This is a genomic window from Metabacillus bambusae (genome assembly GCF_017497975.1).
Taxonomy (GTDB): Bacteria; Bacillota; Bacilli; order Bacillales; family Bacillaceae; genus Metabacillus; species Metabacillus bambusae.
In genome coordinates this window covers 59625-73387 of sequence record NZ_JAGDEL010000003.1, presented here as the reverse complement: position 1 = coordinate 73387, position 13763 = coordinate 59625, and the positions used below count along the sequence as shown (strand labels likewise).

At 33.0% G+C, this 13763-nt stretch carries 14 protein-coding genes and 1 pseudogene; 8 read left to right on the top strand and 7 right to left on the bottom strand.

Features of this window, described 5'->3' with window-relative positions; genetic code table 11:
* Nucleotides 1–11 precede the first annotated feature (11 nt).
* Entirely contained in the window at nt 12–1016 is a 1005-nt protein-coding gene (locus tag I7822_RS05210) for a DUF3231 family protein (RefSeq protein ID WP_207975778.1), read from the bottom strand.
* A gap of 290 nt (nt 1017–1306) precedes the next feature.
* On the opposite strand from I7822_RS05210, the gene I7822_RS05205 reads away from it, so the two are divergent.
* Nucleotides 1307–1933: a class I SAM-dependent methyltransferase gene (locus tag I7822_RS05205; protein WP_207975775.1), complete on the top strand. Its 627-nt coding sequence runs from the start codon at nt 1307–1309 to the stop codon at nt 1931–1933.
* 302 nt (nt 1934–2235) lie between these two features.
* Here I7822_RS05205 and I7822_RS05200 read toward each other — a convergent pair whose 3' ends face one another.
* Nucleotides 2236–4806, bottom strand: coding sequence for a heavy metal translocating P-type ATPase (locus I7822_RS05200; protein ID WP_207976303.1), 2571 nt, complete (start codon nt 4804–4806; stop codon nt 2236–2238).
* Between the two features lie 31 nt (nt 4807–4837).
* Nucleotides 4838–5170, bottom strand: a complete 333-nt coding sequence (locus tag I7822_RS05195) for an ArsR/SmtB family transcription factor (RefSeq protein ID WP_207975773.1) — start codon at nt 5168–5170, stop codon at nt 4838–4840.
* A gap of 219 nt (nt 5171–5389) precedes the next feature.
* Here I7822_RS05195 and I7822_RS05190 point away from each other — a divergent pair, with 219 nt between their 5' ends.
* Together I7822_RS05190 and I7822_RS05185 are read left to right on the top strand one after the other, a co-directional pair.
* Nucleotides 5390–5605, top strand: coding sequence for a DUF6366 family protein (locus tag I7822_RS05190; RefSeq protein WP_207975771.1), 216 nt, complete (start codon nt 5390–5392; stop codon nt 5603–5605).
* A 132-nt stretch (nt 5606–5737) separates the two neighbouring features.
* Nucleotides 5738–5929, top strand: coding sequence for a hypothetical protein (locus tag I7822_RS05185; protein ID WP_207975769.1), 192 nt, complete (start codon nt 5738–5740; stop codon nt 5927–5929).
* A 111-nt stretch (nt 5930–6040) separates the two neighbouring features.
* Here the strand turns inward: I7822_RS05185 and I7822_RS05180 are convergent, their stop codons facing one another.
* Entirely contained in the window at nt 6041–6466 is a 426-nt protein-coding gene (locus I7822_RS05180) for an SRPBCC family protein (RefSeq protein ID WP_207975767.1), read from the bottom strand.
* Nucleotides 6467–7199: 733 nt separating this feature from the next.
* Here I7822_RS05180 and I7822_RS05175 point away from each other — a divergent pair.
* The 3 genes from I7822_RS05175 (at nt 7200) to I7822_RS05165 (ending at nt 8926) form a co-directional block, all read left to right on the top strand.
* Nucleotides 7200–7736 (top strand): ATP-binding protein, encoded by a 537-nt coding sequence (locus I7822_RS05175; RefSeq protein ID WP_207975766.1) that lies wholly within the window; start codon nt 7200–7202, stop codon nt 7734–7736.
* A gap of 160 nt (nt 7737–7896) precedes the next feature.
* Nucleotides 7897–8394: a GNAT family N-acetyltransferase gene (locus tag I7822_RS05170; RefSeq protein ID WP_243459275.1), complete on the top strand. Its 498-nt coding sequence runs from the start codon at nt 7897–7899 to the stop codon at nt 8392–8394.
* A gap of 64 nt (nt 8395–8458) precedes the next feature.
* On the top strand, nt 8459–8926 hold the full coding sequence (locus tag I7822_RS05165) for a UPF0158 family protein (RefSeq protein ID WP_207975764.1): 468 nt from the start codon (nt 8459–8461) through the stop codon (nt 8924–8926).
* Nucleotides 8927–9355: 429 nt separating this feature from the next.
* Here I7822_RS05165 and I7822_RS05160 read toward each other — a convergent pair whose 3' ends face one another.
* Nucleotides 9356–9979 (bottom strand): LysE family translocator, encoded by a 624-nt coding sequence (locus I7822_RS05160; RefSeq protein WP_207975762.1) that lies wholly within the window; start codon nt 9977–9979, stop codon nt 9356–9358.
* A gap of 152 nt (nt 9980–10131) precedes the next feature.
* Between I7822_RS05160 and I7822_RS05155 the strand changes: the two genes are divergently transcribed.
* Nucleotides 10132–10677 carry a cupin domain-containing protein gene (locus tag I7822_RS05155; RefSeq protein ID WP_207975760.1) on the top strand — a complete coding sequence of 182 codons (546 nt, stop codon included), beginning with the start codon at nt 10132–10134 and terminating at the stop codon, nt 10675–10677.
* 214 nt (nt 10678–10891) lie between these two features.
* Here I7822_RS05155 and I7822_RS05150 read toward each other — a convergent pair.
* A pseudogene (locus I7822_RS05150) lies at nt 10892–11416 on the bottom strand (flavodoxin family protein).
* A 143-nt stretch (nt 11417–11559) separates the two neighbouring features.
* Here I7822_RS05150 and I7822_RS05145 point away from each other — a divergent pair.
* Entirely contained in the window at nt 11560–12369 is an 810-nt protein-coding gene (locus tag I7822_RS05145) for a LysR family transcriptional regulator (protein ID WP_207975758.1), read from the top strand.
* A gap of 567 nt (nt 12370–12936) precedes the next feature.
* Here I7822_RS05145 and I7822_RS05140 read toward each other — a convergent pair.
* Nucleotides 12937–13602 (bottom strand): haloacid dehalogenase type II, encoded by a 666-nt coding sequence (locus I7822_RS05140; RefSeq protein ID WP_207975756.1) that lies wholly within the window; start codon nt 13600–13602, stop codon nt 12937–12939.
* Nucleotides 13603–13763 lie beyond the last annotated feature (161 nt).

Here is a 13763-nt window from a genome sequence, read left to right as displayed (position 1 = left end):
AGGGGTATATCCTATTTATCTTGTGCAAGTTCTTTTCTATTGGGAGCAAGTGGTGGTTGTTCTAACCACTTGTTTTTCACCATAATATCAAACCAGTTTTTGGTTATTCCTAATGTTTTTAGAATTGCTTTTTCATAAGCTACAGCCAGGTCTGTTCGCATGGCTCCTGCTAGACCTGTCCCGTAATATACTTGTGCAGTTTGAGCCAAGAATCCCATATGATACAACATTAATTTATCTGAAAAAGGAGAGTCTTTTGACGTTGTAACCTCTGATTCCAACGACATTGGAACTGGCAAATTATCCTTTTGCATAATTTTTGAAAGGGCTTGTAGGTTTTCATCTGCGGTTTTTTCTAATTCCTCAAAAAACTTTCTTACATCTTTCGATTCTGTGACTTGACTGAATCCGATTGAAAGAGCTTTTGCCATAATGCCCTTTTTAATGTTAAGAGAAATACTGATTATTTCTGAAGCAGATAAAAGTCTCCCTTTTCCGAAGAATCCATCAGTAAAATCTTTGGTAGAAATAAATTCAGGGCTCTCGTTAGGATAGAAATAGGGGTCTCTTTGGAATTTTCCTTTTTTAAGCAATAACTCAATGGTTAAATTGTACATACTTTTTGCATCATTATCACATGAATTGTAAAATTCCCGCATGTCCTTTCTGACAGAAACACTAAAAGCAGTTGTATGACCCAACAAACCATGGATAGTCATAATATGTAAATAATTTAAGCAGAATGTGTCAGAAAACAATCTCTCTGCACTTTTATTAAGGTCGGACTCAGTAAATCCAATGGGAACTGGAAATCCATCTTTCTCAATGAAGGAAACAAGCTGCTTCTTTTGCTTTTCCCATGTCTTAATGGCTATTTCAAAAACTTTTTTTATTGATTCGTCTTCTAAAATAGAAATCATATACCTATTTACTATCTCGGCCATTGTTCCGTTTACATATTCCCCCCATAGTGTTCCTATTTCGGAAGATGTAAGTTTTAAATTATCATATTCCATTTTTTCTCACCTCTTAAGTATTTTTTACTAATACAGAAATATGTATGCATTTCTTTGGACTTAAACCTTTTAGATGATTAGTTTCTTGTTGAACTTACGGGGGCATTACTAAAGAAGAGGTAATGCTCTTTTTATTGAACTAAAGAAACAGTTTAGCTAAACAAGAATGATATGAAAAAATGAGAATACATTACATTAATTGTAAAGGAATTACTATTTACAAAAAGATGAAAATTAATTATAGTTATTAAAGAGTCATTGTATCTTTAATTAAAGGAGATAGATATATAATGGAATTCTGGGAATCAAGTTTTACAGAAAAACAAACGATGTGGGGATTTGATCCTACAGACTCCGCAATCTTAACAAAGGATTTTTTTCTTGAAAGGAATATTAAAGATATACTGGTACCAGGTATTGGATATGGCAGAAATGCAAAGGTTTTTATTGACAATGGAATAAATGTAACAGGTATTGAGATTTCAAAAACAGCGATTGATTTGGCGAGGCAAAACAGGCTTGATATTAGTATTTTTCATGGTTCAGTAACTGACATGCCTTTTGATAACAGACTCTATGACGGTATATTTTGCTATGCACTTATTCACTTATTGAATAAACGTGAGAGAGATAAGTTTATTAAAGATTGCTATAATCAGTTAAAGCCAAATGGATATATGATTTTTACAACTGTTTCAAAGAAAGCCCCAATGTTTGGAAAGGGAAAACAATTGGATAAAGACTATTTTGAGATAATGGAAGGCGTAAAAATGTTTTTTTATGATTCTGACTCGATAAAACAAGAATTTGGAAAATATGGACTGATAGAGTTTTCAGAAATTGATGAGCCCAATAAGAACATAAAAGGTAAACCTCCAATAAATTTTATAATTGTAAAATGTAAGAAACAACTATAAAGATAATTATACAAAAAACTAAACAGTGAATTGTTAGGAGATTGGATGTGTATATATACAATCTCGCCAAGACATGCAATTGGTAAAAAGATTATATGAAATACAATATGATATTGAAGGAATAGATGAAAATTGTAACTAAATGTATTAGTTCGGAATCTTCTTGGCGGATTAAGGGGAGTCTACTTTTCCTGAAAATTTAAATATTTCAACACTATTCAATTATTGAAGTAGGTTAGTTGAATAAAAATTCTTTTTGTAAAAAATGAGATGTTTCTTATCTTGAAACATCTCATTAATAACTATTCTTTAAATTTTAACAATCTTATTGCATTTAGAATAACGATTAATGCAGCACCTGTATCACTTAATACAGCCATCCAAAGTGTAAGCAAACCAGGAAAGATTAAGACTAATGCAATGACTTTAATAATGATGGAGAACCAAATATTTTGTTTAATAATAGTTAAAGCTTTTCTGCTTAACTTCATTGTATGAGGAAGTTTATCAAGATTATCAGCCATTAAAACAATATCTGCTGTCTCCATTGCAGTGTCAGTTCCTGCACCACCCATAGCAATACCTAAATCTGCTGTTGCAAGTGCTGGAGCATCATTAATCCCGTCTCCAACCATAGCCACCTTATGACCTTCATTTTGTAATTTCTTAATGGCATCTACTTTATCCTCAGGCAATAATTCTGCGAAATAACGATTAACATTTGCTTCTGAAGCAATCGTATTTGCAGTTCCTTTATTATCTCCAGTCAACATGACAGTTTGATTAACTCCACTTAGTTTTAATTCTTTTAAAGCTGATGCTGAAGTTTCTCGTATTGTATCAGAAACCGCAATAATCCCGATAATTTGAATTTGTGTCCCTATTATAACGACAGTTTTCCCTTTGTTTTGTATATCTTGAACATGTTTTTTTACATCCTCTAAAGATACATTCATTTCTTCGAATAGTTTTAGATTACCAGCATAAAAAATATTTCCTTCAATTGTTGCTTGTACGCCTTTTCCAACGATACTCTTGAACATCTCACCATTTTTAGGTTGAATTCCTATTTCGTTGGCGTAACCAACAATTGATTTGGCAATAGGATGTGTTGAGTAATCTTCTAATGTAAAAGCTATTGAAAGCAATTCTTCTTCTGATACCGTTAACGACTTGATTTCTGATACTTTGGGTTTTCCTTCAGTCAAAGTTCCTGTTTTATCAAATGCAATAGCAGTGATGGCACCTGTTTTTTCTAAGAATGTTCCACCTTTAATTAACACGCCATTCTTAGCAGCGTTCCCTATAGCTGATACTATCGCAACAGGAGTAGAAATGACTAAAGCACAAGGACAAGCTACAACAAGTAGTTCGAGCCCTTTATAAAACCAATCTCCCCAAGTACCAAATCCAAATATTGGAGGCAACACCATAATTGCCAATGCTAGAATAAACACAACAGGTGTATAGATACTTGCGAATTTATCTACAAATGCTTCTGTTGGTGCTTTTTGTTCTTGTGCTTCTTCAACTAAGTGAATAATTTTTGATATGGTCGTATCTTCAACTAGCTTTGTGACCTTAATCTCAAGGGAACCATGTTCATTTATAGTCCCTGCGTATACTTTATCACCAATTTCCTTATCTACAGGAATGGATTCTCCTGTAATAGGAGCTTGATTGACACTTGATTCTCCTTGAATGATTACGCCATCTAATGGGATTTTATCACCCGGTTTAACAATGATAATGTTACCAACTGTTATTTCTTCGACTGGTTTTTTAATTATCTCTGAACCAACTTGGACCCAAGCTTCTGGAGGAGCTAAATCCATTAGATTACGTATTGAATTCCTTGTTCTTTCAATTGATTTTGTTTGAAGGTAGTTACCGATTGCAAATAACCAAACAACGGTAGCACCTTCAAGCCATTCACCGATTAGAGCAGCTCCAATAGCCGCAGCAGACATTAGAACATTCATATCCAGTGAACGACTTTTTAGTGCATAGAATGCACTCTTAACTGGCTTATACCCACTTATCACCATTGCAATTGCGTAGAGTATTACGGACATCAATGTAGAAATCCCATTAAATGAACCAATAAATCCTAGTGCTATTAGTACACCAGATAGGATGACTAAACCATTTTCGTTTTTATTTTTGACCGTCTGTATCGATTTCTTATTTGATTGTAATAAAGCTTTATAACCGATTTTAGAAACCTCAGTCATAATATCTTCGACACTACCCGAATGTTCAATTTTCATTTTTCCGGTTGAGAAATTAACGCTGACATTTTTAACAGATGGAAGAGTATTTAAGTGGTTTTCTATGCTCTTAGCACAACTACCACAGTCCATTCCTTCAATATTAAACGTTTTTATATTACCTTTTTGATTTAAAGGTTCAATAGAATATCCAAGTTTTTCAATTTCACTCTCAATCGGAATAAAGGCATCAGAGTTACTTGCAGCTACCTGCATTTTCGCTGTGCTGTAATTAACGTTTACCTCAGCTATATCCTTTAATGTGCTTAAACCTTTTTCAATGGTTTTTGCACAAGCAGGACAATCCATTCCGTGAACTCTGTATGCCATTTTCTCTCCAGAAGGAAGAGGATTCGTGAGTGTCTCTGTTTTCTCTAATGTATGTTGTTCATTACTACTACAACAGCTTGTTTTTTCATGTTCATTAACTGTTTCCTTCGATGAATTACTGCTACAACAACTAGTCTTTTCTTGAATTAAAATTGGTATTGATTTAAAGCTATTTACTGAATTGTTGTTATTTGAACAACAACTTGAATTCTCTTGTTTTGCATTTGATTTATCAGAAGAGCTGCAACAATTTTCTCCTTCATTTTCAGTCATTTTATTTGAGCCACAACATTCGTCAGCCAATTTAATCACCCCTAATCTCTATATGACGCTCACAACATGCAACATCATTTTGAACATCTTCAAGAACAACATCGAACATTGTTAATAAATCTCGTATATGTTGATTACGCAAACTGTAATAGCAGTATTTCCCTTCATTCCTACCCACGATAATTCCGCAACCTTTTAAACACGCAAGGTGCTGTGAAATATTCGACTGATTTCCTTTAATTTCTTCTACAATTTGAGATACCGTTTTTTCCTGATTTTTTATACTTTCGATAATTTGAATCCTTGTTTTATTAGAAAATCCATGAATTAGTTTAACTTTCATATCGATATCAATATTTTGCATATATATACCTCCCAACACATTAGAAAAAACTAATATGTTTTGTTATTATCATATTAGCAATATCTAATATGTGTGTCAATTCAGAAAACGGGTGCTTTACTTCAACAAGGAGTAAGGCTTTTCTTGTTCCGCTAACGGGGTAGAATAGTTCGACAAAGATATGGATTTTTGTGGTAAAGTTTAAAATGATTGATTGTTTAATTTACAGGGGGTGTTTAAATGCAGGATAACAAAGAAACACCTGAACAAATAAGAGAGAGATTAAGACAAGAAGAATTGAGAAGCAATCCAACGGGTAACATGAACGATGCTTTTAATAGAGCAAACAGAGGAAACCTTTCTGATTTAGTTGGCAGCTTAGGTTGGAAAGGTACAGGAATTCTTATTCTTGTAATCATAATTGGCTTTATTATTGTATCAATCTTCTTCAAGTAACAGGTGCTAGTGTTGAATGTAGTAATTGAGCGGATTGCAGCTTTGTTTCCTTATTGTGCTAACTTGTCGGGTTAGATAGAGAAGGAAAGAAATGATTATGAGAGTAATTTTAAAGGTAGGTAGGGATACCAAATGGATTTTAATATAAGATTGGCGAATGAAAACGATTTAGATGGACTGTTTAATATTAGGAATAATCAGGACTTATTTATTGGCTATTTACAGCAGTATGAAAAGAAAGAAGTATATCTTGTAATTGCCGAACAAAATAATATTATATTAGGTTTTGGCGTTCAGAAATATGTCAGATTCCCTCTATCTTGAAGGGTGCCTGACATCACGACTTCTTACGACAATCATAAAAAATGGCAGTATCCGTGGTTATTGAATAATCATAGCCACAGACACACGCCATTTATTTATTTTTGTGCCTTATTATATGGTTGTTTGCTCTGCATATTTTTTGAAATTATCTAGAATTGCCTGCCATCCTTGTTGTTGTAACTCAATTGGATTCGTAGTTTCAGCATCAAAAGTTTCTATTACTTCGGTTTCGTTTTCTTGACCTTTAAAAGTAATTTTAACTTTTCTTCCATCACCCATTGTATAAGCAATAACTTCATGTAATTTCACTTCATCATAAATTCCACCAAAATCGAAACCAAAACTGCCATCTTTGGCTTCCATTCTTGAAAGGAATTTCCCACCTGCTCTCAAATCATTCTCAGCAACTGGTGTGTGCCAATCATCTGAAGCATTGTTCCATTTTTTGATATGAGTTGGCTCTGTCCAATATTTCCATACCTTTTCTACTGGTGCGTGGACTGTTGTTTCTACTGTAATTTTTTTAGTTGTTTCCATTTCATTTACCGCCTCTCTTAATACGAATATTTTTTCAGCGATGTGTCTACAATAGGTGCCTGACTATATTGTAGATGATTTTGAATAGTTACGCTACTTCTTCATTGGTTCTTTTTACAGCCCTTGTAATCTCTTTTTTCACTTCCACTAACCTTGTAACTAGCATTGGGATTTTCAAACAGAAAATGAAGATAGATTTATATGATACAGGAACTTTTTATGGGAATATAGAATTTATTATATAGGGCTTGGATCAGTTCACCAATTAAAAAGCTTTTATTCTTACGGTTATTAAGAAAAATGTTTTTATTATTGAGGAAAATACTCACCAAGATTTTGATGTCTATTGGAGTAGTCAGACATTAAAGGAGATTATTCATTAGTTCCACTAATTGAAGAACACAAGAACATTAGTTTGCAATGGAAATACCCTCTAAGAAATAGTTGAAAAATCAGTAGATACTACAAACACTGAAGGAACCAAGGAATTAATACTTCACGATGGCAGAACATTTATCTGATAACCTTTCATTGTGAAAAAATGTACTTAAACTATCAGGTGCTTGAGTTCAAAAAAGGATGTTGCTTCGGCAGCATTTTTTTGTTTTTCTTATTCGACTAATTGACATTTTTGTTGAAGAAGGAATTTATATTATTAAGTGGAATTCTTTACCCTATAAAGAAGCCTAAAAGAACAATATATCTAGAATGAGTTCCTTATTGGAGGAGAGAAATGAATAAAAAAATACATATTTTCGGTGCTTCTGGCTCAGGAACATCGACACTTGGTACATCGTTATCAAATGTACTTCCTTATATCCATCTTGATACGGATGACTATTTCTGGATAAAAAAATTCTCAGAGCAAAGAGAAGTAAATGAAAAAAGGAAATTACTAAGGGAAGATTTGTTAATGTATAATAATTTGATTCTTTCGGGAGCTTTATGCGGTTGGGGTGACAGCTTTAAATCCTATTTTGACTTGGTTATATTTTTATGGATACCTAAAAATATAAGACTTGAAAGGTTACAACAAAGAGAGTTTCAAAGATATGGTAATGATATATTAGCTGGTGGTAGTAAATACGAGCAATCAAAGGCCTTTTTAGAGTGGGCTTCCTTATATGATGAGGCAGGGATGGAAGTTAGAAGTAAAACATTGCACGAACATTGGATGACAGACTTAAATTGTCCAGTATTGAGGATTGAAGGAGATTATACAGTCCAGGAGCGAATTGAAATTGTCGTAAATTATTTAAATAAAAACTAAAATTGTTATTGAGCTAAATGGTGCGATTGTTCAGTAAGAACAGTCGCTTTTTCACTAAAACGCAGAATAGTTGAATAACAATAGCTGAAATGATTGAATGAATTATCACCTAGTGGTATAAAAATACATATTCACAATCTGAAATGGAGGGGGATTAAAATTGGAAGAGATTGAAGAAACACTTCTGACAAACAATGTTGGATTTATTATAAGCACCAATAAATGTTTTTTGGATATAGAATTAATACATAATTTTCTTAGTAAGGATTCATATTGGGTTAACGGTATTACGAAGGAATTAGTAATATCATCAATTGAAAATTCAATTCTTTGTTATGGTATCTATGAAGGTAATCCTAATGATGGTTCTGCTAAACAGGTTGGTTTTGCACGCATTGTGTCAGATATTGTAAGGTTTTCTTGGTTAGGTGATGTTTTTATACTTCCTGAATATAGAGGACGTGGACTTAGCAAATGGTTAATGACTGTAATCACAGAACACCCTAAATTAAAAGGAACGAGTTTTCAGCTTGCTACAAAAGATGCCCATTCGTTATATGCACAATATGGTTTTAAACCATTAGGGCAAATTGAAAACAGAATGGCTAGACCTCTTAATTGGGAAACTGTATATGAAGGTTATAAGATAAACAAATAATCAATTTTGCTTTATTAAACTAAAGGGTGCAATAGTAAAAAATTATAGAGGAGATTCAATAACTATGAGTATTCAAGTAAAGCTTCAAGCTATTATAGAAGAAATGGAAATACAGTTTGAAGAGTCTCAGACATTACTAAATAGTAAAACTGGTGAAATAATTGTAGTAACTTCAGATGACTTAAGAGCTGCTGAAAATGTAGAATCGTTCGATCATTTACCTGATTGGCAACAAGAAAATTTAATGGTCGCAAATGATGTTGTTGAAAATTTTGAGAATTACATAGAGTTACCAACAAAATATGAAGTCAATGAATATGAAATTATGGAGGACTTTTGCCTAACCATCAGTGACCAGAGAAAGCAGGATATATTATTAAGATCAATTAAGGGAAAAGGTGCCTTTAGAAGATTTAAAGACCAAATAATAGATTTTGAAATTGAGGATCATTGGTATTCATATCGTGATGAGCGTTTTAAAGAAATTGCGATTAAATGGTGCCAAGATAATAACTTAAACTATATTGATTGAATTAATAAACAATCTAATTTTTAGATGATTTTCCATAATGATAAGAATTGCTTCAAATAAAGAAGTAATACTTTTCATATTCCACTAACGGGGGATTACAATTGCTAATGCTGAAATTCACCTCAAAAAAAAAAAGAATTGACGGAAACACAAATTATGTACTAAAGACTTGGAAAGTGTTTAAGTCATTTGGACAAGAAGATGTTGATCTGAAATAAGTTAAATCGTAGAGGCGTATCGTTCAGAGGTATGTTATATTCCTCAAGGGCTACTATTTCAATTAAAAAATCTTCTATTTCAAAATCAGTGTCAAAATACATTCTGATGCTTCCAATACTTCAACTGAAGAGGCTTAACATTTTCACTAATGTGGCAGTTTCAACAAGACAAAAAAACATTGGGCTATAATCCCAATGTTTTTTTATTATCTTAATGTTGCTTATCTAAGGCTAACTTTAATCCAAACCCAATTAAGACAAGACCTGTTGCTTTATCCATTATCCTTTGCACTTTCGGAGACATAAGCCATACACGCAAATAGTTAATTAATAAGACATAAACAAAAAACCAAGCGATGGATAGCACTGTATAAATCACGCCCATCATAATAAGTTGTTGAGTTGCGTTTTCTCCTGTTTTCACAAATTGGGGTAAAAATGTTAAGAAAAACATTGCAACCTTGGGATTTAGTACATTAGAGAAGAGTCCTTGTTTAAATGCTGACTTTTTCATTACAGAATTATTTAGATTTTCAAAATTAGTAAATTCCTTCTTTGACCTTGTGATAAAAGAAGATAATCCGAGGTATATCAAGTAGATAGCACCAACATATTTAACGATTTCAAAAGCAACAGCAGATTGCATCAAGATAGCTGAAATCCCAAAAGCAGCAGCAAATGTATGAACTAAAGAACCAGTTGACAAACCTAGAGCCATTTTATATCCATCTTTTCTTCCATCTGAAATGGTCCTTTTTGTAATTAGTGCTGTATCGATACCTGGGCTAATTACAATAAATAATGAAAGGACTAAAAATGTAAAGAAATCATTCACTTTCTCCACTCCTTACTGACTTGTAAAATACCATATGATAAAATATAATTTAACAATTGTTAAATAGAGTTTAACATATAAGATTGATTAATTGTTTATTTATATTTAATAAAATTAAATTATTTTTAATTTTATCTTTAAGGAGTTTTGTGATGGAAAACATAAATATTGGTAAAAAAGTTGAGAAATACCGAACAGCCAAAGGTTTGAGCAGTAGAGAATTAGCAAAATTAGCTGAAATAACCCCTTCAATGTTAAGTCAAATTGAACGTGGTTTGGCAAATCCTTCAATCCAAACTCTAAAGGTTTTAGCTAAAGCCCTTGAGGTTCCTACTTTTAGTTTTTTACTTGAAGAAACAAAAACCGAAGATTTAGTTGTTAGGTCAAATGAGCGAAAAAAAATGGTTGTTGAAAACCTATCTTATGAGTTATTGTCACCAGATTTTACTGGAACACTGGCAACTGCTATTATGAATGTTCCTCCTAACACATCATCGTCTGAGAAACTATTGGCACACCGAGGAGAAGAAGTTGCTTTTGTATTAGAGGGGAATATTAAAGTGTTTTTAGATAATGAAGAATACATATTAGAAACAGGTGATAGTGTCAAAATACCAGGCTATATGAAGCATAAGTGGGAAAACAATTTTAATAAAAATGCTGTCATACTTTTTTCGGTGACGCCACCAGCTTTTTAGGTTTCATGTTGAACTGACGGGTGATTGATTTAAAGAGTAGGGGGTTGCTTCGGCAATCCTTTTTTCTATTTGACTAACGTTGAAGGTTAGTTGAACAAGAATAAAAGAACACCTAACACTATAGTTTGAGCAATCAAAAAAATTAGGTCTGCATTCGAATTACAATGCAAACCCATTTTGTTGTTTATTTCCATTTCTTTTCAGTTAATTTATTTCAAAATTGAGTAGCTGCGAAAAGTGCATCTTTGTCTTGAATTACTTCTTCAGGTTTGTTTCCATTTCCAAGAATATATCCCGCAAATTCAATTCCTATAAAATCAAATATGTAATTAAATTGCTGAATCATAGGCAGCCCTTTAATGTGAGGATCGTCTCCTCCAACAAGCAATAACAAATGCTTTTTTAGAATCCATTTCATTCTTGAAATCTGGATATTTTGGGTCACTTAAGGTTTGTGACCATCGGTCGATAAAGTTTTTCATTGTTCCTGACATGCTATACCAATAAATCGGAGTAGAGAATACGAGAATGTCATTAGAAGAATCCGTTCGATTATGGAATTATAATTATCATTTCTGTCCTGAAAGCCATCTTTTGAATGACGCATGTCTATAATTGGCTTGATATTATAATCTCTTAAGTAAATCTTTTCTGTAACCATACCTTGAATTACGTGTTCTGTCAGCATCTCCGTATTGCCATTGGGACGGGTCCCCCCATATATGACTGCTATTTTCATTCATCATTTCTCCTTCCAGCTATATTAAGCGGTTTTCTAGTTGTTTCTTTATTACTTATATCTTATATTTAATTTAAAAATAGATACAGATGATTATTTTGATTGATTCAATCGAAAAAAACGATTATAAAGAGGCGGGAAATATGGATATTAAACAATTGATAACTTTTAAAAATGCCGCAGAAAATTTGAACTTTACCCAGACTGCAAAAATTTTAAATTTTGCACAATCAAGTGTAACTGCCCAAATTAAAGCTCTCGAAGATGAAATTGGTAAACCCTTATTTGAGCGTCTAGGAAAACGATTGATTTTAACAGAGGCTGGACACAAGTTTAAACTATATGCTGAAAAGATGATAAGACTAAACGAAGAAGCGATCACGGCTGTGAACGGAGAAGAAGAACCAACCGGCACCTTAATAATTGGTGCCCAAGAGAGCCAGTGTACCTATCGTTTACCTCCAATTCTTAAAGAATTCAAGGCTACATTTCCCAAAGTTAAACTCATCTTTAAGCCTGCACATTCTGACGAAATGGCGAGAAATCATCTTATGGAGGGTTTAGTAGATGTTGCCTTTATTATGGATATAAGTAAGCCTGAGGGATCATTAAGAGTGGAACAACTTATCAAAGAGGAGTTCAAAATGGTCATCGCACCAAATCACCCCAAACCAGTGCTCTCGATAGATGACCTTAAGGATAAGACTCTTTTGCTTACAGAAATGGGATGTTCTTACAGATTGATGTTCGAAGACTCCCTTAAATCGGCAGGAGTATACCCACTGGATAAAATAGAATTTAGTAGTATCGAGGCAATCAAACAATGTGTAATAGCAGGACTAGGAATAGCACTATTACCAGAGATGGTAGTGAAAAAAGATATTAAGGAGGGGAGAATGAAGGATATACCATGGAAGGATTCCACATCTTCACTTTTTACTCAAATTGCTTAGCATAAAGATAAATGGATGACTCCTCCTTTAGAGGCATTTATTTATTTATTTAACTCGTAAGATTTTTTTATCTGATGACTACTTCAACCAAAAGGGTTTTTCTTAGTAACGGCAACCTTTTATACTACCTTTTGGGGCGTAAATTTCGGTACTTACATTAATAGTTTTACCCATCAGTAAGACAAAAGCATTTGTTTCACTTATTTAAACTGGTGTGAAGGGGTCCTGGCAGCGACAATAAATCCATTTTGGTTTCAAAGATAGTACGTGGTCTGAAAATAGAGATTGTGAAGAATTGTACTTAAACTAATGGGTGCAAGAGGTTAATAATGAGGGTTGCCGCGGCAACCTCTTATTTATTGTGCTAACGGGCAGTTTAGCTGAAGAACAGGTCGAAATTATATTCGCTTTGAAGCAAGCATTTAATACAAAACCACCCAATAAGGATGGTTAAGGAAAATAGACTAGATTTTGTTATGTTATATCATATTCTTCAGTCGATAAAAACCCCGTAAGAGATACTGGGGTTATCATTTCACTCAAATTTGTTTAGGAAAAGAGTTTGGATCATTTCCATTCCATTATTCCATTTAAATCCTTATAAATAGTATGAGGTTTTTGATTTAATTCCTCAATTGGCAGCTTGTTACGATTAATCCATGCCGTTTTGAACCCGAAATTTTTAGCTCCTGAAATATCCCAACCGTTAGAAGACATAAACAAAATCTCTTCCCGTTCAAGTCCTAATACTTTCAAACAGTAACTGTATGAGGCAGGTGTTGGTTTATACTGTTTTATGTCATCTACACTAATAATTTCATCAAACAGACTGGATAAACCAGAATTTTGTATAAGAGGTTCTAGCATATCACGTGAACCATTTGAAAAAACAGCCAGTTTTTTAGGCTTCATTTCTTTTAACACAGTCTCCACTTCGGGATAATGGGACAGATTTTTATACTCTTCTAGAAGTACCAGTTCTTTTTCTTGGTTGTATTCCAGATTTAGTTTATTGATTGCATACTTTAAAGAATCCCTTGTTATGTCGATGAATGGTTCATATTGCCCCATCAATTGACGCAAAAAAGAATATTCGAGTTGCTTTTGCCGCCATAAAATACTGATTTCTTCCCCTTTCCCATCAAAAAGTTCATCACACTTTTCTTTTACTGAATAAACATCAAATAATGTTCCATAAACATCGAATACCAGTGCATTTATTGAAGAACTCATATGTATCTCACCTTTCTGTGATTAAAAACTGCCTCTGATTAAAAGAAAACAGATAAAAAATATTTGTATGTTATCTGACGTACATTATTTTTATATTACTCCTAAATATAGTGTTTTTTCACATGATTAGCTTGCCCAACATAAATAGAAAATTTGTTTTA

What these genes read in the sequence shown, in the direction of transcription:
- I7822_RS05210 (WP_207975778.1), bottom strand. Translation starts at nt 1,016, where the DNA reads ATGGAATATGATAATTTAAAACTTACATCTTCCGAAATAGGAACACTA.
- I7822_RS05205 (WP_207975775.1), top strand. Translation starts at nt 1,307, where the DNA reads ATGGAATTCTGGGAATCAAGTTTTACAGAAAAACAAACGATGTGGGGA.
- I7822_RS05200 (WP_207976303.1), bottom strand. Translation starts at nt 4,806, where the DNA reads ATGACTGAAAATGAAGGAGAAAATTGTTGCAGCTCTTCTGATAAATCA.
- I7822_RS05195 (WP_207975773.1), bottom strand. Translation starts at nt 5,170, where the DNA reads ATGCAAAATATTGATATCGATATGAAAGTTAAACTAATTCATGGATTT.
- I7822_RS05190 (WP_207975771.1), top strand. Translation starts at nt 5,390, where the DNA reads ATGCAGGATAACAAAGAAACACCTGAACAAATAAGAGAGAGATTAAGA.
- I7822_RS05185 (WP_207975769.1), top strand. Translation starts at nt 5,738, where the DNA reads ATGGATTTTAATATAAGATTGGCGAATGAAAACGATTTAGATGGACTG.
- I7822_RS05180 (WP_207975767.1), bottom strand. Translation starts at nt 6,466, where the DNA reads ATGGAAACAACTAAAAAAATTACAGTAGAAACAACAGTCCACGCACCA.
- I7822_RS05175 (WP_207975766.1), top strand. Translation starts at nt 7,200, where the DNA reads ATGAATAAAAAAATACATATTTTCGGTGCTTCTGGCTCAGGAACATCG.
- I7822_RS05165 (WP_207975764.1), top strand. Translation starts at nt 8,459, where the DNA reads ATGAGTATTCAAGTAAAGCTTCAAGCTATTATAGAAGAAATGGAAATA.
- I7822_RS05155 (WP_207975760.1), top strand. Translation starts at nt 10,132, where the DNA reads ATGGAAAACATAAATATTGGTAAAAAAGTTGAGAAATACCGAACAGCC.
- I7822_RS05145 (WP_207975758.1), top strand. Translation starts at nt 11,560, where the DNA reads ATGGATATTAAACAATTGATAACTTTTAAAAATGCCGCAGAAAATTTG.
- I7822_RS05140 (WP_207975756.1), bottom strand. Translation starts at nt 13,602, where the DNA reads ATGAGTTCTTCAATAAATGCACTGGTATTCGATGTTTATGGAACATTA.